This is a genomic window from Cellulomonas sp. PhB150 (genome assembly GCF_003755175.1).
Classification (GTDB): domain Bacteria; phylum Actinomycetota; class Actinomycetes; order Actinomycetales; family Cellulomonadaceae; genus Cellulomonas.
This window is the reverse complement of record NZ_RKHX01000001.1, coordinates 1,420,890-1,440,634: the sequence shown is the minus strand read 5'-3', so window position 1 is coordinate 1,440,634 and position 19,745 is coordinate 1,420,890. Positions and strand designations below refer to the sequence as shown.

Genomic DNA, 19,745 nt, shown 5'->3' with positions numbered 1-19,745 from the left:
GAGCGGGGGGACGCGCGTGGCCCCGGGCTCGGGGGAGCACGGGGCCACGCGGCGGATCAGGTCAGCTGGCCGAGCAGCTCACGACGGTCGAGGCGGCGGGTGCCGTGCCCGTCCCCACCCAGCCGTAGGTCGTCGTCGCGCCCGCACCGAGCGAGCCGTTCCACGGGGCGTTGGTGACCGTCTCGACCGAGCCGGACTGGCTGAACGTGCCGGACCAGCCCTGGACCGTGCCGCCCGCCGGGACCGCGAAGGAGGTCTTCCAGCCGCTGATCGGCGACGTGCCCGCCTTGACGGTGACGCCCGCCTGGTAGCCACCGGGCCACGTGCTGCTGACGGAGAGCACCGCGGTGCACGCCTTGCCGGCCGGGGGCGTCGGGGAGACGGTCGGGGTCGGCGTGACGGTCGGCGTCGGCGCCGGCGTCGGCGTCGGGGTGGGCGTCGGCGTGGGGGTCGGAGTCGGCGTGGGCGTCGGGGTGGGCGTGGGAGTCGGCGTCACGGTCGGCGTCGGGGTGGGTGTCGGCGTCGGCTGGGTGCCGCCGTAGATCTTGGCGGTCACGGCCGTGGACTTGATGCCGTTGACCCCGTTGAGCACCTTCTGACCCCAGGGCGAGAGGTTCGCCGGGTTGAAGCTGAGCACCATGTCGAGGACGGGGTCGGTGTTGCCCGACCACGACCAGCCGTAGTAGCCGATGTTCCGCTTCACGGCCTCGGCCATCACGGTCGCGTCGTCGACGTCGGCCGTGCTGCTGCGGTAGCCGAACTCGCCGATGATCAGCGGCAGGCCCTTGGCCTTGAACGCGTCGAGGTAGGACGTGATCGACGAGGCGGTGTTGTAGACGCCGTACATGTGGATCGAGAACAGCGTGTTCGCGTCGGGGTCGGCGGCTGCGACCGTCGCCGCGCTGTCGCGCATGATGTTCTTCCAGTCCTGGCCCCAGGCGGGGGCGTCGACCACGATGTTGTGGTGCAGGCCGGCTGCGCGCAGCTTCTTGATCGCCGCGGCCGTGTCACCGGCCCACTTGGTGTTCGCGGTGTCGTTGTTGCCGAACGGCTCGTTGCCGATGTTGATCTGGATGTAGTCCTCCTGGCCCTGCAGCACCGAGGCCAGCGAGATCCAGTAGTTGGCGGCCGTGTCGAGGCTCGAGGCGGCGCCCTCCTCGCCGTAGCCCGTGGTGTCGTGGTCCTCGAGCATGCAGATGAGCTTGTTGGCCTTGCAGAGGCTGATGATGTTGGCGACGTCGGCCGCGTCGTTCTTGGTCCAGCGGGTGCCGTCGGAGAGGACGACGCGCAGCGCGTTGGCACCTGCGGCGCGGATGGCGGGGATCGCCGCGGCGGTCTGCGAGGTGTACCAGGTGTGCGCGTGGCTCACGCCGCGCGCGACGAACGGCGTGCCGTCCTTCTCCACGAGCTGCGTGCCGGAGATGTGCAGGCCGGGCGGTGTGGCGGCCTGCGCCGACGTGGAGATCAGCGTGGTCGCGCCGAGCGCGACGAGCGCTGTGGCCACGGCGACGCCGGGCAGCAGAGACTTTCGAGACCTCATGGGACATCCTCGTTCCGGGGGCTTCGGGTGGCCGCGCACGTGCCGGCGGCCGGTTGGCTGCACCCACCCGCCGCGCCGTCGTCGGCCGACAGGCGGGTGCCCCGTCACACAACCACCCCGCCCGGCGGGCCTCCACGGCCCGAAACGTTTCACCCCCGATGTCGGGCTGCCCGACGAGGGCGCGTCAGAGGCGCTCGACCACGTACTCCACGCAGCCGACGAGCCGGCTCACGTCGTCGGGCTCGATCGCCGGGAACATCGCTACGCGCAGCTGGTTGCGCTGCAGCGCGCGGTACGGGAACGCGTCGAGCACGCCGTTCGCCGCCAGCGTCGTGACCACGCGGTCGGCGTCCACGGACGCGTCGAGGTCGATCGTGCCGACGACCTGCGAGCGGAAGGCGGGGTCCGTCACGAACGGGGTCGCCCAGTCGGTCCGCTCGGCCCAGTCGTAGAGCCGCGACGACGAGTCCCTGGTGCGGGCGACGGCCCAGTCGAGCCCGCCCTGCGCGTTCAGCCACCGGAGCTGGGCGTCCATGAGGACGAGCGTGGCGATCGCCGGGGTGTTGTACGTCTGGTGCTTGGCCGAGTTGTCGATGGCCGTGACCAGGTCGAAGAAGTCGGGGATCCACCGGTCGGTCGCGGCCACCTGGTGCGCGCGCTCGACGGCGGCGGGCGACAGGACCGCGGCCCAGAGCCCGCCCTCGGAGGCGAAGCCCTTCTGCGGCGAGAAGTAGTAGACGTCGGTCTCGGTGAGGTCGACCGGCAGGCCGCCCGCGCCGGACGTCGCGTCGACGACGACGAGCGCGCCCTCGTCCGCCCCGGCCACGCGCCGCACCGGCAGCATCACGCCGGTCGACGTCTCGTTGTGCGGCCAGGCGTACACGTCGCTGCCCGCGCTCGCGGCGGGCAGGACGCCCTGGCCGGCCGGCACCTCCTGCACCACCGGGGCGGCCAGGAACGGTGCCGCGGCGGTCTCACGCGCGAACTTGCGGCTGAACTCCCCGAGCACCAGGTGGTGCGCGCGCTCCCGGACCAGCGCGAACGTGGCGATGTCCCAGAAGGCGGTGGCGCCGCCGTTGCCGAGCACCACCTGGTACCCGTCGGGCAGCCCGAACAGCGTCGCGAGGCCCTCCTGGACCGAGCGCACCAGGTTCTTCACCGGCGGCTGGCGGTGCGAGGTGCCGAGCAGGGCGCGATGGGCGACCAGCGCGTCGACCTGCTCGTCACGGACCTTGGACGGGCCGGACCCGAAGCGACCGTCCGCGGGCAGCAGGTCGGCGGGGATGGTCAGCTCAGCCACGGGATGCCTCTCGATCGGGGTGGCCAGTCTGGCAGCCCCCCTGCGCGCGCCCGGCATCCATTCCACGCGGCGGACGACGAACCCGAGGTCGTGGTCGCTGCCCGTGCTGGGAACGACCACGACCTCGGGTTCGGCCGCTCAGTCCTCCTGCTTGGCCCCCGGTGCGGACAGGCCCGCGGCGATCAGGTCCATCACCGAGGAGTCGGCCAGCGTCGTGGCGTCGCCGACCTGCCGGTTCTCGGCCACGTCGCGCAGGAGGCGGCGCATGATCTTGCCGGACCGGGTCTTGGGCAGCTCCGCGACCACGAGGATCTGGCGCGGCTTGGCGATCGGCCCGATCTCCTTGGCGACGTGGTTGCGCAGGGTCGTCTGGACCTCGTCGGGCGCCTGGTCGCCGCCGCCCGCGTCCCCACGGAGGATGACGAACGCGACGACCGCCTGCCCCGTGGTCTCGTCGGCCGCACCGACGACCGCTGCCTCGGCCACCCACGGGTGCGACACGAGGGCGGACTCGATCTCGGTCGTCGAGAGGCGGTGGCCGGACACGTTCATCACGTCGTCCACGCGGCCGAGCAGCCAGATGTCGCCGTCGTCGTCCTTCTTGGCGCCGTCCCCGGCGAAGTACAGGTCCTTGAAGCGCGACCAGTACGTGTCGGCGTAGCGCTCCTGGTCGCCCCAGATGCCGCGCAGCATCGACGGCCACGGCTCGGTGATCACCAGGTAGCCGCCCGCGCCGTCCGGCACGGGGTTCGCGTCGTCGTCGACGACCGTCGCGGCGATGCCCGGCAGGGGGACCTGCGCCGAGCCCGGCTTCGTCTCGGTCACGCCCGGCAGCGGGCTGATCATGATCGCGCCGGTCTCGGTCTGCCACCACGTGTCGACGATGGGTGCCGTGTCGCCGCCGATGACCCGGCGGTACCACATCCACGCCTCGGGGTTGATGGGCTCACCCACCGAGCCGAGGACGCGCAGCGAGGAGAGGTCGAACTTCAACGGGATCTCCTCGCCCCACTTCATGCACGTACGGATCGCCGTCGGCGCGGTGTACAGGATCGAGACCTTGTACTTCTCGATGATCTCCCACCAGCGCCCGCGGTGCGGCGTGTCCGGCGTGCCCTCGTAGATGACCTGCGTCGCGCCGTTGACCAGCGGTCCGTAGACGACGTAGGTGTGCCCGGTGATCCAGCCGATGTCGGCCGTGCACCAGTAGACGTCCGTCTCGGCCTTGAGGTCGAAGACCGCCTTGTGCGTGTACGCGGCCTGCGTGAGGTAGCCGCCGGTGGTGTGGAAGATGCCCTTCGGCTTCCCGGTCGTGCCCGAGGTGTAGAGGATGAACAGCGGGTGCTCCGCGTCGAGCGGCACCGGCGTGTGCTGGTCGGAGGCGCCGTCGACGACGTCGGACCACCACACGTCGCGCTCGTCGGTCCACTCGACCTCACCGCCGGTGCGCTTGACGACGAGCACGTGCGCGACCGTGTGCTCGCCCTTGGTCAGCGCCTCGTCGACCGCCGGCTTGAGCGCGGACGCGGCGCCGCGGCGGTAGCCGCCGTCGGCCGTCACGACGAGCTTCGCCTCGGCGTCGACGATCCGCGAGTACAGCGCCTCCGCGGAGAACCCGCCGAAGACGACCGAGTGCGGCGCTCCGATGCGCGCGCAGGCGAGCATCGTGAACACGGCCTCGGGGATCAGCGGCAGGTAGATCGCGACGCGGTCGCCGGTCTCGACGCCGAGTGCACCGAGCGCGTTGGCGGCCTTGGAGACCTCGCGCTGCAGGTCGCCGTACGTGATCGTCCTGGTGTCGCCGGCCTCGCCCTCGAAGTGCAGCGCGACGCGGTCGCCGTTGCCCTCCTCGACGTGCCGGTCGACGGCGTTGTACGCGGCGTTGAGCTGCCCGTCGGCGAACCACCGCGCGACGGGGGCGCCCGACCAGTCGAGCACCTCCTCGAACGGGGTGCTCCAGTCGAGCAGGTCACGCGCCTGCTCGGCCCAGAACGCGGGCCGGTCGGCGTTGGCCCAGGAGTACGTGTCCTTGTGGGCGTTGGCCTGGGCGGCGAACTCGGGGCTCGGGGGGAACCGGCGGTCCTCGGAGAGCAGGTTCTCCAGACCACCGGGGGTCGTGTCGGTCACGCAGACCTCCTGTGCAGCGGCATCGGTGCGAGGGGGCGAGCCCCCGGACCGCACTCTAGTCATCTCCGCCCGGAGGCTCGCGTCGAGGTCAGCGGTGCCGCTCGCGGAACTCCCCGAGCCGCACGCCGCGGCGCCGCGCGGCGGCCGCGACGAAGCCGGACAGCAGGACCAGGAACCCGGCCGTCAGCAGCGTTCCCGACGAGCCGGAGACGAGCACCTGCGTGATCGTCAGGTGCCACCCGGAGGAGTCGATGTACTGCAACGTCAGGTCGCGGGCGACGCCGGGCGCGACGAGCGAGACGCCGCCGAGCACGGACAGGACGAGGCCCGCGGTGATCGGGACGGCGGGGGTCCAGGTGCCGAGCAGCACGACCCAGCCGAGCAGCAGCAGGCCGATGCCGACGAGCACGATGCCCATCGTGTCGACCGTCGCCGTCCAGCCGCTGGCCTGAGCCTCGAGGATGCGCGCCTGACCGACGAGCAGCGTGCCCGCGGCGACCGGACCGAGCAGGAGCCCGACGATCGCGCCGACGACGTGGGTGCCGACCGAGGTCGAGCGGGGGGCGTTCGGGTCGGGGAACAGCTCCTCGTCGGTCGCGGGCTGCGGGGTGGACGTCGACGCGGGCTCGGCGACCGCGGGCTGCTCCTTGGTGCCGGTCGCGGGCTCGGCGGGCGGCGGGACGACGGCCGTGGCAGGGCCGGTCGTCGGCGCGACCGGCTCGACCGGGGTGCGGGAGCTGACGCGCGCGAAGGTCGTGGTCGGCGGCTCGTCCGCTGGCGGGGGCGTGGGTGCGGGGCGGACGACGGCGTGGCGGCCGGTGTCGACAGCGGGCTCGGCCGCAGGTTCGACGGCAGGCTCGGCCGCGGGTTCGGCGGCAGGCTCGGCTGCGGACTCGGCGACAGGCTCGGCTGCGGGCTGCGCGGCGGTCTCGGCCGGCGGCTCGCCGCTGACGGCGGGCTGGGCTTCGGTCGGTCGATCGGGGTCGGAGGTGCTCATCCGTGCTCCAGAGGTGGCCGCGGGCGACGCAGGCGCGCCGCCGTTCCCGGTCACCGTATTGCGGTGGCCGCCGCCTCGCGCTCCGGTGCGGGCGTGTCGGACGAGGCGGGTCGGCTGCCGTACGCGTACGCGAGGCCGACGAGCACCGCTCCGCCGATCGTGTTGCCGAGGCCGACCGCCGCGATGTTCCGGGCGAGCTCGCCGATGCTGGCACCCGGCAGACCGCCGAGCAGCCCGAGCGAGAACGTCGTCATGTTGGCGACCACGTGCTCGAAGCCCGAGGTGATGAAGACCATGACGCACGCGAAGATGACCGCGATGCGCGCGCCCTCGCTGCGCAGCCGGGCGGCGCACCAGACGGCCAGGCAGACGAGCAGGTTGCACAGGATGCCGCGCACGACGAGCTGTCCCGTCGACTCGGCCGCCTTGTGCTCGACCATCGTCGCGATCATCGCCCCTCCGGGCGTGCTGGGTGCGAGGACGCCGGAGGCGTGCACGAGCACCGCGAACACCACGGCGCCGACCAGGTTCCCGGCGAGCACCGCGAGCAGCGTCACCGCGGCGCGGCCCCAGCCGACGACGCCGCGGACGGCGCCCTGCGTGAGGATCATCATCGCGGAGGTCGCCAGCTCGCCTCCGGCGACGACGACGATCGTCAGCGCGACCCCGAACACGAGCCCCTGGACCAGCGGCGTGAACCCCGAGCCGACGGCGGCGAGCGGTCCACCGGCGGTCGCCATGATGACGACGCCGATGCCGATGTACGCGCCCGCGAGGGCCGTGCGCACCAGGAAGACGCCCGGGGTCCGCAGCAGGTCGACCTTGTGGTGTGCCGCCTCGGCCTGGGCGTCGACGGTCTCGGTGATGGTCAGCACGGGTTCAGCGTCTCGCGAACACGCACCCGGATCCTGGGACGAAGGACCGATGGCCGACGCGCGCGCCGGGAGCGCGCCTTAGCGTGGAACCCATGACCTCTCTGTTCGACCCGATCACCCTGCGCGGCACCACCTTCGCCAACCGGGCGTGGCTCGCGCCCATGTGCCAGTACTCCGCCGTCGACGGCGTCCCGAACGACTGGCACCTCGTGCACCTCGGCGCTCGTGCCGCGGGCGGCTTCGGCCTGCTGCTCACCGAGGCGACCGCCGTGGTCCCCGAGGGCCGGATCTCGCCCCAGGACACCGGCATCTGGGACGACGAGCAGGTGGCGGCCTGGCGTCGCATCACCGACTTCGTGCACGCGCGCGGGACCAGGATCGGCATCCAGCTCGCGCACGCGGGACGCAAGGCGTCGACGTACTCGCCGTTCGCGGCGGGCCGCGGCTCCGTCCCGGAGGCGGAGGGCGGCTGGGCCACCGTCGGACCCTCGGCGCTCGCGTTCGCGGGCTACGCGGAGCCCGCGGCGTTGACCGCGGCCCAGGTCGCGGAGGTGCCCGGGCAGTTCGCCGAGGCCGCGCGCCGCTCGCTGGCCGCCGGGTTCGACGTGGTCGAGATCCACGCGGCCCACGGCTACCTGCTGCACCAGTTCCTCTCGCCGCTGTCGAACGCGCGCGACGACGAGTACGGCGGCTCGCTCGAGAACCGCGCGCGGCTGCTCGTCGAGACCGCGGACGCGGTGCGGGCGGTCTGGCCCGACGAGCTGCCGCTGATCGTGCGCGTCTCGGCGACCGACTGGGTGGACGGCGGGCTCGCGGTCGAGGACGTGGCCCTCGTCGCCAAGGACCTGGCCGGGCACGGCGTGGACCTCATCGACGTGTCGACGGGTGGCAACGCCGCGGCCGACATCCCGGTCGGACCCGGCTACCAGGTGCCCGCGGCTCGCGAGGTGCGCGCAGCGGCAGGGATCGCGGTCGCGGCCGTCGGGCTGCTCGACGACCCGGTGCTCGCCGAGCACGTCATCGCGACCGGGGAGGCCGACGCGGTGCTCGTCGGGCGCGGTGCGCTGCGCGACCCGTCCTGGGCCCTGCGGGCCGCGCACGAGCTGGGCGTCGCGACCGACGTGCTGCCCGTGGACGCGTCCTCGGGGACGACCACCGGGTGGCAGCCGCAGTACGTCCGGGGCGCCTGGCGCTCCTAGACCCTCGTCGTCGCGCGCGCGGCCTCCGCGACCGCGTGCGCGACCCGGGTGGTGACCTCGGGGTTGAAGACGCTCGGCACGATGTAGGTGGGGTTGAGCTCGTCGGGGTTGACCACCGACGCGAGCGCGCGGGCCGCGGCCAGCAGCATCGTGTCCGTGATGCGGTGGACCTGGGCGTCGAGCAGCCCGCGGAACACGCCCGGGAACGCGAGCACGTTGTTGATCTGGTTCGCGAAGTCCGAGCGGCCGGTGCCGACGACGGCGGCGTACCTCGCGGCCTCGTCGGGGTCGATCTCGGGGCGCGGGTTGGCCAGCGCGAAGACGATCGAGTCGTCGGCCATCGTCGCGACGTCCGCGCCGCTGATGACGTCCGGTGCCGAGACGCCGATGAACACGTCGGCCCCGGCGAGCGCCTCGCGCAGCGTGCCCGTGACCCCACGCGGGTTCGTCACGCTCGCGGTCCAGCCCAGGCGCTCGGTCAGGCCGGGGCGCCCGGCGTGGACGAGCCCGTCGACGTCCGCGACGACCACGTCGGTCGCGCCCGCGGCCAGCAGGAGCCGCAGGACCGCGGTCCCGGCCGCGCCCGCGCCGGACAGGACGATGCGGACCGAGCGGATGTCCTTGCGGACCACGGTCAGCGCGTTGGTGAGGGCCGCGACCACGACGATGGCCGTGCCGTGCTGGTCGTCGTGGAACACCGGGATGTCGAGCCGCTCGCGCAGCCGGCGCTCCACCTCGAAGCAGCGCGGCGCGGAGATGTCCTCGAGGTTGATCCCGGCGAAGACGGGGGCGATCGCGCAGACCGTCTCGACGATCTGGTCGACGTCGGTGGTGTCCAGCGCGATCGGGAACGCGTCGATGTCCGCGAACCGCTTGAACAGCACGGCCTTGCCCTCCATCACCGGCAGCGCCGCGAGCGGCCCGATGTCGCCGAGCCCCAGCACCGCGGTGCCGTCCGTGACGACCGCGATGGTGTTGCGCTTGATCGTCAGGCGGCGGGCGTCCTCGGGGTGGGCGGCGATGGCCTCGCAGACGCGCGCGACGCCCGGCGTGTACGCCATCGACAGGTCGTCGCGGTTGCGCAGCGGGACCTTCGAGGTGATCTCGAGCTTGCCGCCCAGGTGCATGAGGAACGTGCGGTCGCTGACGCGCTCGACGACCACCCCGTCCAGGCCCTTGAGCGCCTCGACGATGTCCGCCGCGTGGTCCTCGCCACGGGTCGCGCACGTCACGTCGACCGTCATCTGCTCGTGCCCCGAGGCGGTCACGTCGAGGGCCGTGACGATGCCGCCGGCGACCTCGATCGCGGTGGTCAGCTCGCTCACGGCGGTGGGGCGGGCCTGGACCTGCAGGCGGGCGGTGATGGACGACGAGACGCTGGGGGTGGGCATCTGGCCAGTCTGCCCCTGCCGCGGCTGCGCGACCTGTCCTACCGTGGTCGGCATGACCCCCGACGAGCTCGCGACGCTGGCCGACCTGCGCCGCGCGCGCGACCTCATCGACCGCGAGTACGCGCGGCCGCTCGACGTCCCGACGATGGCGCAGCGCGCGCTCATGTCACCCGCGCACTTCTCGCGCCGGTTCCGCGCCGCGTACGGCGAGACGCCGTACAGCTACCTGATGACGCGGCGGATCGAGCGGGCGATGGCGCTGCTGCGGTCCGGCGTCTCCGTCACCGACGCGTGCATGGAGGTCGGGTGCACCTCGCTCGGGTCCTTCAGCTCGCGGTTCTCGGAGATCGTGGGGGAGAGCCCGACCGCCTACCGGAGCCGGGAGCACGCCGCCGTGAAGGCGATGCCGCCGTGCGTGGCGAAGGTGCAGACGCGGCCCGCTCGTCGGCCCGTCCCTGATCGCGACTGATCGAGCAGGATCGAAGAAGCGACGTGCTCGGCGGCTCCCTAGGGTCGAGGGCATGGACATCTCGCTGAAGTACACCAACGTGACGGTCAACGACGTCGACGAGTCGATCGCCTTCTACGAGGCGCTCGGCCTGAAGATCCTCAACGACGTGGCCTCCGGCGACTTCCGCTGGGTCACCCTCGGCAGCGACACGCAGCCGGGCCTCGGCATCGTCATCTCGGTCCCGCACGCGGGTCGCTCGCAGGCCGACGGCGACGCGCTGCAGGAGCTGCTGACCAAGGGGTCGCTGCCGTTCCTCGTGTTCGGCTCGTCGGACGTGGACGCGACCTTCGAGAACCTGCTGTCCTTCGGGGCGGAGGTGCTCCAGGAGCCCATCGACCAGGGGTGGGGCCCGCGCGACTGCGCGTTCCGGGACCCGTCGGGCAACAGCGTGCGGATCGCGCAGGCCGTCTGACCCGCGTCTCCTAGGGTGGCGGGCGTGGACCCGCTCGCCGCCCTGGCCGACCTGCCCGGCGTCGCCGACGCGCTCGCGCGGGCCCGGACGGCCTGCGAGGAGCTCCGCTGGCACGAGGCGTACCGGCGCCGGTGGCGCGAGGTGCGCGCCGAGGCCGGGATCCGGTCGGCACGGGCCAGCGCCGCGCTCGACGGGGGCCGGGTGCCGGTCGAGGCGGTGCGGTCGATCGCCGTCGGCGGGCCCGTGCCGGCGGGGCTGCCGTTCGTGCTCGCGTCCGGGGCGCTGCGGGCGTCGGCGCTCGTCGAGTCGCTCATGCCGGACCTGGGTGCGCGCCAGACACCGGCGCTGCCGCCGTTCGGGCAGCTGCTCGCGCGGCTGCACACGTCCGCTGCCGCAGGGCTCGTGCCACCCGCGGACCTCGGACGGCTGCGGGCCTCCGAGCCCCCGCAGGACCTGACCGGGCTCGGCGACGCGGCCGCCGGCGAGGAGCTCGCGGCGCGGCTCGCGCTGCTCGGCTCGCTCGTCGACGCCTCCCGCGCCCCCGCGCTCGTCGTCGCGGCCGTCGTGCACGGGGAGCTGCTCACGCTGCGCCCGTTCGTCGCGGGCAACGGCGTCGTGGCGCGGGCCGTGTTCCGGCTGCTGCTCACGTCGCGCGGGCTCGACCCGACCGGGTCGGTGATCTGCTCGGCCGGGTGGGCCGCCGCGCCGAACCCGTACCTGGGGACCGCCGCAGGGTTCGCGACCGGGGCTGGCGAGGCGGTCGCGCGGTGGATCGTGCTGTGCGCGGACGGGGTCGTCTCGGGGGCGGACGCCGCGCGGGCCGTCGCCGACGCGGTGCTCGGCGGCTCGCTCGCGCCCTCCGCCGTCGAGTAGCCGTCCGGACACACAACGGCGGCGTCCCGAGGGGCGCCGCCGTTCCGCCTGCGACCGGAGGAGATCAAGCGCGCTCTGTGTGGTTCGCAACGGGTCCAGCCCGGTCGAACTGCCCATAGGTGGGCGCTCCTGCGCGTGGGTTCCTCGCGGTCATGCAGTTGTGACTCCGTTGGTACTCCCCGTTCCGGCGGATGGGAAGGCCCGGAGGCGTCGGCGCAGGTCGGGCCGCGGCGAGGGTCGCATGGCGGGACGGCCGTCCCGCTATGCGGACGTCCCGGGCTACGGGCGTCCGGGTCGGTCGCGTGCTCGTCGTCGGCCGAGGTACCAGCCGACCGCCAGGCCGGCGGCCACCAGCGCGACGACTCCCACGGCGGCGATCGAGGCGGGCCGGCGCGCGAACGCGAAGAGCGCCACGGGCCGGCTGAAGGAGAGCACGCCCCAGCCCTCCTGCTCGGCGAGGCGGCGCAGCGTGCGGTCGGGGTTGACCGCGTAGGCGTGGCCGACGACCCCGAGCATCGGCGCGTCGGTGATCGAGTCCGAGTACGCGAAGCTGCGCGCGAGGTCGTAGCCCTCGCGCGCCGCGAGCTCGCGGATCCCCGTGGCCTTGTTCTCGCCGTACGCGTAGAAGTCGATCTCGCCGGTGTAGCGCCCCCCGGTCACGGCCATGCGCGAGGCGATGACGTGGTCCGCGCCGAGCACGGCGGCGATCGGCTCGACGATCTCGCTGCTCGAGGCCGAGACGATCACCACGTCGCGCCCCGCGGCGTGGTGCTCCTCGATGAGTGCGACCGCCTCCGCGTACACGGTCGGGTCGATGGCCTCGTGCAGGGTCTCGGCGACGACGGCGGACACCTGCGAGACCTCCCAGCCGGCCACGTTGCGCGAGAGCTGGACGCGCAGGCGCTCGGTCTGGTCCTCGTCGGCCGCACCCATGAGGTACACGAGCTGCGCGTAGGCCGTCCGCAGGACCTTGCGACGCGTGAGCATGCCCTGCGCGAGGAAGCCCCGGGAGAACGCGGTCGCCGACGACGTCGCGATGATCGTCTTGTCCAGGTCGAAGAACGCCGCCTCGCGGGTGGCCGTGATCGGGTGGGCGTCCATGCTGGTCCGGGTCTGCTCTCGGGTGCGCTCTGGCTGCGGGTCTGGGGGGAGCTCGGGGTGGTGAGCGGTCGCGGCGAGCGTAGCCCGCGGCACCCACATCGCGTGGGCCGGCCCTGGCAAGGTGTGCCGCGGCGCGCGTCGAGCCGACCACAGCCCCCGCCGTCGCCCGCTCCGTCCCCAGAACGCCGCCACCCCGCCGTGCGGTCGGGCCACCGGGGTCGATGCTCGGCCGATGGACGTCGTCGAGTGGCCCGTGCGTGCCGCGCAGCACCCTCCGCCGCGCTCCGAGCGCGCAGCTGCGACCGCGCGGGTCGTCGGGGTGCTCGGCGCCCGCGGCGGCGTCGGGGCGTCGGTCCTCGCGGCCGGGGTCGCCCAACGACTCTCCCGCTCCACCGCGACCGCGCTGGTGTCGCTCGACCGGGCGTCGGTCGGGCTCGACCTGCTGCTCGGGACCGAGCGCGTGCCGGGCGGGAGGTGGCCGGACCTCGCGGGGGCTCGGGGTGAGGTGCCGGGCGCCGAGGTCGTCGACCTGCTGCCACGGTGGGGGTCGTGCGCCGTCCTCGGCGCGGCGGCCTCGGTGCCCGGGGCAGGCCAGCCCGACGAGGACGTCGTGCGTGACGTGCTCCGAGGGCTCGGCTCGGTGCTCGGCGCGATGGTGCTCGACCTCGGCCGGGGCGACGTCCTCGCGGGCCGAGCCGTGCCGTGCGACGTCGTCGTGGTCGTGGTCCCGCGCGATCTGGCGGCCGTGGCGGGGGCGCTCGCACTGCTGGAGCGGCTCCCCGACGTCCCGGTGGTGCTCGTCGTCCGCGGACCCGCGCCCGGGGGGATGGGCGTCGCCGAGGTGGGTCGGGCGCTCGGGCTGCCCGTCGCGGCGACCTGGCCGGAGGACCGGCGGGTCGCGGCGTCGATCGAGCACGGCGGTCTGCGGCTGGCCGGGCGGGCGGCCCGCGCGGTGTCGGCGGTCGTGCGGGCCCTCGAACGCCCGCCCGGACGGTTGCTCGGTCCGGCGGCATCGTGAGCGACGACGAGGTGCTCCACGCCGTCCGGACCGCGCTCGGTGGGGCGGGCGCGGTGTCGGACGAGGCCATCACCCACGCCGTCGAGGACGCGGCCCGTGCGCGAGGGCGGCTGCTCGGGTCGTCGACCGCGGCGGAGCTCGTCCGCTCGGTCCGCGACGCGATGCTGGGCGCCGGGCCGCTGCAGGCGCTGCTCGACGACCGGTCGGTGACGGACGTCCTGGTCAACGGGCCGCGCGACGTCTGGGTGGAGCGAGCCGGCCGTCTGGCGCGCACGGACGTCGATCTCGGGACCGCCGCCGACGTCCGTGCGCTCGCGGTCCGCCTGGCGGCAGCCGGTGGGGCGCGGCTCGACGACGCCGAACCCGCGGTCGACGCACGGCTGCCCGACGGGACGCGCCTGCACGCGGTGCTGCCGCCGATCGCGGACGGCGGGACCGTGATCAGCCTGCGTGCGGTGCGACGGCAGGCGTTCACGCTCGACGCCCTCGTGGCGTCCGGGACGCTGGCCCCGCCGCTCGCCCCGCTGGTCCGCGCCCTGGTCGAGCGGCGCGCCAACCTGCTGGTGTGCGGCGCGACCGGGGCCGGCAAGACCACGCTGCTCGCGGCGATGCTCGCCGTCGTGCCGCCCGACGAGCGCATCGTGCTCATCGAGGAGGCCGGGGAGCTCGAGTGCGGGCACCCGCACGTCGTCCGGCTTGTCGCTCGGCGACCCAACGTCGACGGAGCCGGGCGCGTCGACCTCGGCGACCTCGTCCGGCACGCCATGCGGATGAGGCCGGACCGGATCGTGCTGGGGGAGTGCCGAGGCGCTGAGGTCGGCGACGTGATGACCGCGCTCAACACCGGGCACGACGGAGGGTGCGCGACCCTGCACGCCAACGCGGCGGCCGACGTCCCGGCCCGGCTCGAGGCGCTCGGCGCGCTCGCGGGCCTGAGCCGCGAGGCCGTGCACGCCCAGGCGGCCAGCGCCTTCGACGCGGTCCTCCACCTGCGGCGGTCCGGTGCGACGCGGTACCTGGCCGAGGTCGGCGTCGTCCGGCGCGCGCCCGGCGGGCTGGAGGTGGCGACGGCGATCAGTGCCGACCCCGGGGGAGCGACCGTGCGAGGGACGGCGTGGTCCGCGCTCGCGGAGCGGTGGGGACTTCGCTCGGGACGGCGGGCGGGGGCCGCGTGATCGTGCTGGTCGCGGTCGTGGCGGGGGCGCTCGCGTGGTCCGGGCTGCCTCGGCGGCACCGCGGACCGGGGCTGCGCCGACGCGCACGGGTCGAGGCACGCCCGCTCGTGCTGTCGGCCGCGCTGCTCGTCGTGGCTGCGCAGCTGCGGGCGGGGGCGGCTCCCGAGGAGGCCTGGCGGCGCGCGTTCGGGCCCGCGGTGAGGGTGCGGGACGGCTTGCCGGCCGCGGCTGCGCTGGTCGGGCCCGCGCCGCGGCGCGGGGCCTCGGACCGCGATGCCGGACGCGCGGCGGCGGTGGTCGTGGCCGCAGGCGTCGCGCGGTCGCTCGGTGCGCCGCTCGCGGGCGTGCTCGAGCACGTGGCGGGCTCGGTCGCCGCCGACGAGGAGGCGGCGGCCGAGCTGGACGCTGCGCTCGCGGGCCCCCGGGCGACTGCCCGGGTGCTCGCGTGGCTGCCCGTGCTCGGGCTCGCCGTGGCCGGGCTGCTGGGGGCCGATCCGCTGGGGGTGCTGCTCGGCGGCGGTGTCGGGACCGCCGCCGCCGCGACCGGTGCAGGGCTCCTCGTGCTGGGCCGTGCCTGGACGCGCGCGCTGCTGCGGCGGGCCGGCGGTGGGCGCGGGTGAGCGTGGCGGTGCTGGCGTGCGTCGTCGCGAGCCTGGCGGTCGCGGCGCCGTGGGCCCGGCCGCCAGGTCGAGGCACCGGCCCACGTCCCCGAGGCCGCGGACCGCACCCCTCGGCGTCTGGCGAGCCGAGGGCTCGTGCCGCGCGCGGGCGCTCGGCCGTCGTCGGCATCGACTCGGCACTGCTCCTCGACGTCGTGGACGCCGCGCTGGCCGCCGGCGCCCCGATCCCGCGGGCGCTGCAGGTAGTCGGCGAGCTGCTCGGTGGTGCGACGGGGGGTGCGCTGGTGCGTGCGGGCGGTGCGCTCGTGCTCGGCGCGTCGTGGTCGGCCGCGTGGGCCGGGAGCCCGCCCGCGGCCCGCGACCTCGCGGACGGGCTCGAGCCTGCGTGGACCTCCGGCGTCGCGCCGGGGCCCGCGCTGCGGGCGCGAGCAGCACGGGTGCGTGCCGAGCGTCGGAGCCGGACCCGCGCCGCCGCCGCGACGCTCGGCGTCCATCTCGTGCTGCCGCTCGGGCTCTGCTTCCTCCCGGCGTTCGTGCTGCTCGGCCTGGTGCCGCTGGTGCTCAGCCTGGCGTCGGGGCTGCTCGGATGAGCCCGAGCGCGGCGAGCCGACCACAGCCCCGTGTCGCGCGCCCGTCGTCCACGGAATCGACTCCTGCGCCCGCGGCCGATCGCCGCGGCAACGCAGCCTGGGTGGGCGCCGATCTCCGGCGCGTAGGACAGGTTGGAGGAGCGATGAGCATCACGCTGGACCCGCGGCCGTCGACGCCGCCCACGATCCCCGCCCCGGAAGCGCAGGGCGGACGTCGGCGCGAGGACCTCGACGCACCGAGCGTCGAACCGTTGGAGGCCCGCGGCGGCGGCGCCGACGAGCAGGGGAGCGATGGCCCGCGTGCGGCGGAGGAGCCGGACGAGCTCCACGTCCGCCGGCGGTTGCGGGCGGCCCGGCCGCGGACCGACTGGCGCCCCGTGGCCCGCGGGCGGCACCTCGTGGAGCGCGCCAGCCAGGCGGTGCGCGGCGAGCTGCGCGAGGCGGGCATGGCGACCGCGGAGTACGCCATCGCCACGCTCGCCGCGGTCGGCTTCGCGGGGCTCCTGGTCGTGATCCTCAAGGGCAACGAGGTGCGTGGTCTCCTGCTCGGGATCGTGCGGCAGGCGCTGTCGCTGTGAGCCCCGCCGTCGGTCGCGAACGGGGGTCGGTCACCGCCGAGCTCGCCGTGGGACTGCCCGCCGTGGTGCTCCTGCTCGTCGCGGTCCTCACGATTGCGGCCGCCGGCATCGCGCAGCTGCGCTGCGCCGACGGTGCCCGGGCCGGCGCCCGCGCAGCAGCCCTGGGGTCCGACGACGCGGCCGACGATGCTCGCCGGGCTGCCGGCGAAGGGGCGCGGGTGGCGATCGCGGAGTCGGGCGGCTGGGTGACCGTGACGGTGAGCGCGGAGATCGGCGGGTTGCCGTTCGGCGGTGGGGCGCTGCGCGCGAGCGCGTCGTCGGTCGCACGGGTGGAGCCGTCGCTCGGCGGTGGCGGTGCCGGTGAGGGCTTGGGCGCGGAGGCGGGGTCATGACGCGCCGTGGACCTCGCGCCGACCTCCGGGACGCGAGGCGGTCGTCCCGTCCGCGGGGCGACCGTGGCTCCGGGACCGTGCTGCTGCTGGCCGTGGTCGGGGTGCTCGGTCTGGTCGCCGTGGTGCTCGGGCTGCTGTCGGCGGCGCAGGGGGCCCGCGGGCGAGCGCAGAGCGCCGCGGACCTCGCGGCGCTCGCTGCTGCGTCGGCCTGGCGTGACGGCTGGGGAGACCCGTGCGGCGTGGCGGCCGAGGCCGTGCGGCGCAACGGCGGGCGGCTCGTCGCCTGCGACGCGCTCGCGGGCGGTGTGGTCGCGGTCGTCGTCGCGGCCCGGTCTCCCGCCGGGGCGGCGACCGCGGACGCACGGGCCGGGCCGGTGCCGTGACGGCCGATGGGTGGGGCGGTGTGCGGGATGGCTGACGAGGGCCGGGGTGCACGCCCGGAGCGGGCGTGCGAGGAGGGGTCAGGTGGTGGCGTGCGTGAGGACCGCGTCGAGCAGCCGGACGGCGGCGGCCTTGTCGAGCGGGTTGTTGGCGTTGCCGCACTTGGGGGACTGCACGCAGGCGGGGCAGCCCGTGGCGCACCGGCAGGACGCGATGGCGTCGCGGGTCGCCCGGAGCCACGTCGCGCCGAGCGTGAACCCGCGCTCGGCGAAGCCGGCGCCGCCGGGGTAGGCGTCGTGCACGAAGACGGTCGCCTCCTCGGTGTCGGCGTGCAGCGCGGTCGAGAGCCCCCCGAGGTCCCACCGGTCGCACGTCGCCAGCAGGGGCAGGAGCCCGATGGACGCATGCTCGGCGGCGTGCAGCGCGCCGGGCACGGCCTCGAGCGTGACACCCGCCTCCTCGAGCACCGCGGCCGGAGCGGTCCACCAGACCGCCGTCGTGCGCAGGGTCCGGGCAGGCAGGTCGAGCTCGCTGCTGCCGAGCACCTGCATGTCGGGGATGCGCTTGCGCTGGTAGCCGAGCACCTGCGTGGTCACGTCGACCGAGCCGAAGCCCCAGGTGATCGGCCCCCACGCGACCTCCTGCTCGACGGCGACGATCTCGGTCGACGTCACCCACCGCGCCCACGTGCCGTAGTCCACGTCGTCGCGGGTGACCAGGGCGACGCCGTCGTCCAGGTGCAGCTCGTCGACCACGAACGTCAGGCCCTGGTGCACGTAGACGGCACCGGGGTGGACGGTCGAGTCGGCGGATGCGGCGTCGACGGTGCCGAGCAGGCGACCGGTGACGGACTCGACCACGCGGACGGGGTCACCGCCCGCGCCGCGCAGGTCGGTCAGCCGCGAGGCCGGCTCGGCGTGCGTCCAGTACCAGCCCGACGAACGCCGGCGCAGGGCCCCGCGCTCGACCAGCTCGTCGAGCAGCTCGGCCGTGCGCGGGCCGAACAGGTCCAGCTCGTCGAACCGCAGCGGCTGCTCGGCCGCGGCCGCGCACAGGTGCGGGGCCAGGACGTAGGGGTTCGTGGGGTCGAAGGTCGTGGCCTCGACCGGCACGTCGAAGATGGCCTCGGGGTGGTGCACGAGGTAGGTGTCGAGCGGGTCCTCGCGCGCGACGAGCGCGACCAGCCCGTCGGCGCCTGCCCGTCCGGCTCGCCCGGCCTGCTGCCACAGCGACACGCGCGTGCCGGGCCAGCCGGCGATGAGCACCACGTCGAGCCCGGAGATGTCCACGCCCAGCTCCAGCGCGTTGGTCGTGGCCAGCGCGCGCAGCTCGCCGGTCCGGATCGCGCGCTCGAGCTCGCGACGCTCCTCGGGCAGGTACCCGCCGCGGTAGGCGGACACCGCCCGGACGAGCGACGGGTCGACCTCGAGCAGGTGCGAGCGCGTCGCCGACGCGACCGACTCCGCCCCCCGGCGCGACCGCGTGAACGCGAGCGAGCGGGCACCCGCGACGACGAGGTCGGTGAGCAGGTCGGCGATCTCGGCGGTCGCGGTGCGGCGGGGGCGGTCGGTGGCGTCGGCGACCAGCCGCTCGCCGGTCCCGCGCGGCCCAGCGCCCTCGGCCGGAGCGGCCGCGCTCGGCCAGACGTCGTCCGGGGCAGGCGGCGCGAGGTCGCCCGCAGCACGCGTGGCCTGGGCGGGGACGGGCAGCGGCGTGGCCCACGGGTCGTCGTCGGGCACCAGGTCGGACCACGGACCGGAGGTGCCGGGCAGCTCGGGCGGCTGCCAGAGGACGAACGTCTTGCGGCCCGCGGGGGAGGCGTCGTCGGTCACCGCCGTGACCTCGTCGGGCGTGACGCCGAGGAGTCGAGCGGCGCTCGCCGCCGGGTCGGCCGTCGTCGCCGACGCGAGGACGAACACGGGCGACGAGCCGTAGGCAGCGGCCAGCCGGCGCAGCCGACGCAGGACGAGGCCCACGTGCGCGCCGAAGACACCTCGGAACGCGTGGCACTCGTCGAGCACGACGTAGCGCAGCGAGCCGAGCAGCCGGGCCCATCGCCGGTGCTGCGGGAGCAGTGCGAAGTGCAGGAAGTCGGGGTTGGTCAGGACGACGTCGGCGTGGTCCTGCACCCAGCGGCGCTCGTCGAGGGAGGTGTCGCCGTCGCACGTCGCGACCCGCACGTCCCGCGTGCGGCCCGCGGTCAGCAACCGGTCGAGCGCGGCGAGCTGGTCCGCGGCCAGCGCCTTCGTCGGGCACAGGTACAGCGTGCTGCCGCGGCGGGTGACCGACTCGATGCGGCCGGGGTCGAGCAGCGCCCCGGCCGCGTCCGCGCGGATGCTGGACAGCGCGGGCAGCCAGTACGCGAGCGACTTGCCGGACCCGGTGGAGGTCGCGAGGACCGTGTGCCGGCCGGACCACGCGGCGTCCGCCGCGGCCACCTGGTGCACCCACGGGCGCTCGACACCGAGGGCTCGGTAGCCCTGGACGAGGTCGGTGTCGGCCCACGCGGGCCAGTCGGCGTGCTCGCCCGGGCGCGCCGGGACGTGGCGCACGTGCGTGATCCGATCGGTGCGACGACCGCCGGCCCCCAGCACGTCCAGCAGGTCCACGTCGCCATCCTCCCATCGGTCGGCCACGCTCGGCCCCGACGGGGACGCCGGGCGGC

Annotated in this window: 19 protein-coding genes; 11 read left to right on the top strand and 8 right to left on the bottom strand. The window is 75.1% G+C overall.

The window, feature by feature from the left end; translation table 11 throughout:
• Positions 1-61: 61 nt before the first annotated feature.
• From EDF34_RS06590 to EDF34_RS06570, 5 genes are all read right to left on the bottom strand, one after another.
• Complete coding sequence (locus tag EDF34_RS06590) at positions 62-1,540, bottom strand: cellulase family glycosylhydrolase (protein ID WP_123370445.1); 1,479 nt, start codon at positions 1,538-1,540, stop codon at positions 62-64.
• Positions 1,541-1,724: 184 nt separating this feature from the next.
• Positions 1,725-2,897, bottom strand: coding sequence for a phosphoserine transaminase (gene serC / locus EDF34_RS06585; protein ID WP_199737709.1), 1,173 nt, complete (start codon positions 2,895-2,897; stop codon positions 1,725-1,727).
• A gap of 81 nt (positions 2,898-2,978) precedes the next feature.
• Positions 2,979-4,967: an acetate--CoA ligase gene (gene acs, locus EDF34_RS06580; RefSeq protein WP_233575211.1), complete on the bottom strand. Its 1,989-nt coding sequence runs from the start codon at positions 4,965-4,967 to the stop codon at positions 2,979-2,981.
• A gap of 88 nt (positions 4,968-5,055) precedes the next feature.
• On the bottom strand, positions 5,056-5,964 hold the full coding sequence (locus EDF34_RS06575) for a hypothetical protein (protein ID WP_123370442.1): 909 nt from the start codon (positions 5,962-5,964) through the stop codon (positions 5,056-5,058).
• 50 nt (positions 5,965-6,014) lie between these two features.
• Positions 6,015-6,839, bottom strand: coding sequence for a formate/nitrite transporter family protein (locus tag EDF34_RS06570; RefSeq protein WP_123370441.1), 825 nt, complete (start codon positions 6,837-6,839; stop codon positions 6,015-6,017).
• A gap of 92 nt (positions 6,840-6,931) precedes the next feature.
• Here EDF34_RS06570 and EDF34_RS06565 point away from each other — a divergent pair, with 92 nt between their 5' ends.
• Positions 6,932-8,038 carry an NADH:flavin oxidoreductase/NADH oxidase gene (locus EDF34_RS06565; protein ID WP_123370440.1) on the top strand — a complete coding sequence of 369 codons (1,107 nt, stop codon included), beginning with the start codon at positions 6,932-6,934 and terminating at the stop codon, positions 8,036-8,038.
• Here EDF34_RS06565 and EDF34_RS06560 read toward each other — a convergent pair.
• Complete coding sequence (locus EDF34_RS06560) at positions 8,035-9,429, bottom strand: NAD-dependent malic enzyme (RefSeq protein WP_123370439.1); 1,395 nt, start codon at positions 9,427-9,429, stop codon at positions 8,035-8,037. The two genes, EDF34_RS06565 and EDF34_RS06560, sit on opposite strands and share 4 nt — an antisense overlap.
• 52 nt (positions 9,430-9,481) lie before the next feature.
• On the opposite strand from EDF34_RS06560, the gene EDF34_RS06555 reads away from it, so the two are divergent.
• From EDF34_RS06555 to EDF34_RS06545, 3 genes are read left to right on the top strand one after another with little or no spacing between them, the layout of a single operon-like run.
• Complete coding sequence (locus EDF34_RS06555; protein WP_123370729.1) at positions 9,482-9,898, top strand: helix-turn-helix transcriptional regulator; 417 nt, start codon at positions 9,482-9,484, stop codon at positions 9,896-9,898.
• Between the two features lie 52 nt (positions 9,899-9,950).
• Positions 9,951-10,352, top strand: coding sequence for a VOC family protein (locus EDF34_RS06550; RefSeq protein WP_123370438.1), 402 nt, complete (start codon positions 9,951-9,953; stop codon positions 10,350-10,352).
• Positions 10,353-10,376: 24 nt separating this feature from the next.
• Complete coding sequence (locus EDF34_RS06545; protein WP_123370728.1) at positions 10,377-11,225, top strand: Fic family protein; 849 nt, start codon at positions 10,377-10,379, stop codon at positions 11,223-11,225.
• Positions 11,226-11,504: 279 nt separating this feature from the next.
• Here the strand turns inward: EDF34_RS06545 and EDF34_RS06540 are convergent, their stop codons facing one another.
• Positions 11,505-12,326 carry an HAD family phosphatase gene (locus EDF34_RS06540; RefSeq protein WP_123370437.1) on the bottom strand — a complete coding sequence of 274 codons (822 nt, stop codon included), beginning with the start codon at positions 12,324-12,326 and terminating at the stop codon, positions 11,505-11,507.
• A gap of 232 nt (positions 12,327-12,558) precedes the next feature.
• On the opposite strand from EDF34_RS06540, the gene EDF34_RS06535 reads away from it, so the two are divergent.
• The 7 genes from EDF34_RS06535 (at position 12,559) to EDF34_RS06505 (ending at position 17,082) form a co-directional block, all read left to right on the top strand.
• Complete coding sequence (locus EDF34_RS06535) at positions 12,559-13,344, top strand: pilus assembly protein FlpE (RefSeq protein ID WP_233575210.1); 786 nt, start codon at positions 12,559-12,561, stop codon at positions 13,342-13,344.
• Positions 13,341-14,519 (top strand): TadA family conjugal transfer-associated ATPase, encoded by a 1,179-nt coding sequence (locus EDF34_RS06530; RefSeq protein WP_123370436.1) that lies wholly within the window; start codon positions 13,341-13,343, stop codon positions 14,517-14,519. Before EDF34_RS06535 ends, EDF34_RS06530 begins: the two co-directional genes overlap by 4 nt.
• Positions 14,516-15,139, top strand: a complete 624-nt coding sequence (locus EDF34_RS06525; protein WP_148076588.1) for a type II secretion protein F — start codon at positions 14,516-14,518, stop codon at positions 15,137-15,139. The genes EDF34_RS06530 and EDF34_RS06525 overlap by 4 nt, the downstream gene beginning before the upstream one ends.
• Positions 15,136-15,729: a type II secretion system F family protein gene (locus tag EDF34_RS06520; RefSeq protein WP_123370434.1), complete on the top strand. Its 594-nt coding sequence runs from the start codon at positions 15,136-15,138 to the stop codon at positions 15,727-15,729. The genes EDF34_RS06525 and EDF34_RS06520 overlap by 4 nt, the downstream gene beginning before the upstream one ends.
• Positions 15,730-15,872: 143 nt before the next feature.
• Positions 15,873-16,307 carry a DUF4244 domain-containing protein gene (locus EDF34_RS17815; protein ID WP_233575209.1) on the top strand — a complete coding sequence of 145 codons (435 nt, stop codon included), beginning with the start codon at positions 15,873-15,875 and terminating at the stop codon, positions 16,305-16,307.
• Positions 16,304-16,699: a TadE family type IV pilus minor pilin gene (locus EDF34_RS06510; protein ID WP_123370433.1), complete on the top strand. Its 396-nt coding sequence runs from the start codon at positions 16,304-16,306 to the stop codon at positions 16,697-16,699. The genes EDF34_RS17815 and EDF34_RS06510 overlap by 4 nt, the downstream gene beginning before the upstream one ends.
• Complete coding sequence (locus tag EDF34_RS06505; protein ID WP_123370432.1) at positions 16,696-17,082, top strand: Rv3654c family TadE-like protein; 387 nt, start codon at positions 16,696-16,698, stop codon at positions 17,080-17,082. Before EDF34_RS06510 ends, EDF34_RS06505 begins: the two co-directional genes overlap by 4 nt.
• A 78-nt stretch (positions 17,083-17,160) precedes the next feature.
• On the opposite strand, the gene EDF34_RS06500 is transcribed toward EDF34_RS06505, so the two are convergent.
• Positions 17,161-19,689: a DEAD/DEAH box helicase gene (locus tag EDF34_RS06500; protein WP_233575207.1), complete on the bottom strand. Its 2,529-nt coding sequence runs from the start codon at positions 19,687-19,689 to the stop codon at positions 17,161-17,163.
• Between the last annotated feature and the right edge of the window lie 56 nt (positions 19,690-19,745).

Excerpts from the sequence above, each read along its gene's own strand:
- EDF34_RS06590 (WP_123370445.1), bottom strand. The coding sequence starts at position 1,540 with ATGAGGTCTCGAAAGTCTCTGCTGCCCGGCGTCGCCGTGGCCACAGCG.
- serC (WP_199737709.1), bottom strand. The coding sequence starts at position 2,897 with ATGCCGGGCGCGCGCAGGGGGGCTGCCAGACTGGCCACCCCGATCGAG.
- EDF34_RS06575 (WP_123370442.1), bottom strand. The coding sequence starts at position 5,964 with ATGAGCACCTCCGACCCCGATCGACCGACCGAAGCCCAGCCCGCCGTC.
- EDF34_RS06565 (WP_123370440.1), top strand. The coding sequence starts at position 6,932 with ATGACCTCTCTGTTCGACCCGATCACCCTGCGCGGCACCACCTTCGCC.
- EDF34_RS06560 (WP_123370439.1), bottom strand. The coding sequence starts at position 9,429 with ATGCCCACCCCCAGCGTCTCGTCGTCCATCACCGCCCGCCTGCAGGTC.
- EDF34_RS06555 (WP_123370729.1), top strand. The coding sequence starts at position 9,482 with ATGACCCCCGACGAGCTCGCGACGCTGGCCGACCTGCGCCGCGCGCGC.
- EDF34_RS06550 (WP_123370438.1), top strand. The coding sequence starts at position 9,951 with ATGGACATCTCGCTGAAGTACACCAACGTGACGGTCAACGACGTCGAC.
- EDF34_RS06540 (WP_123370437.1), bottom strand. The coding sequence starts at position 12,326 with ATGGACGCCCACCCGATCACGGCCACCCGCGAGGCGGCGTTCTTCGAC.
- EDF34_RS06535 (WP_233575210.1), top strand. The coding sequence starts at position 12,559 with ATGGACGTCGTCGAGTGGCCCGTGCGTGCCGCGCAGCACCCTCCGCCG.
- EDF34_RS17815 (WP_233575209.1), top strand. The coding sequence starts at position 15,873 with ATGAGCATCACGCTGGACCCGCGGCCGTCGACGCCGCCCACGATCCCC.
- EDF34_RS06505 (WP_123370432.1), top strand. The coding sequence starts at position 16,696 with ATGACGCGCCGTGGACCTCGCGCCGACCTCCGGGACGCGAGGCGGTCG.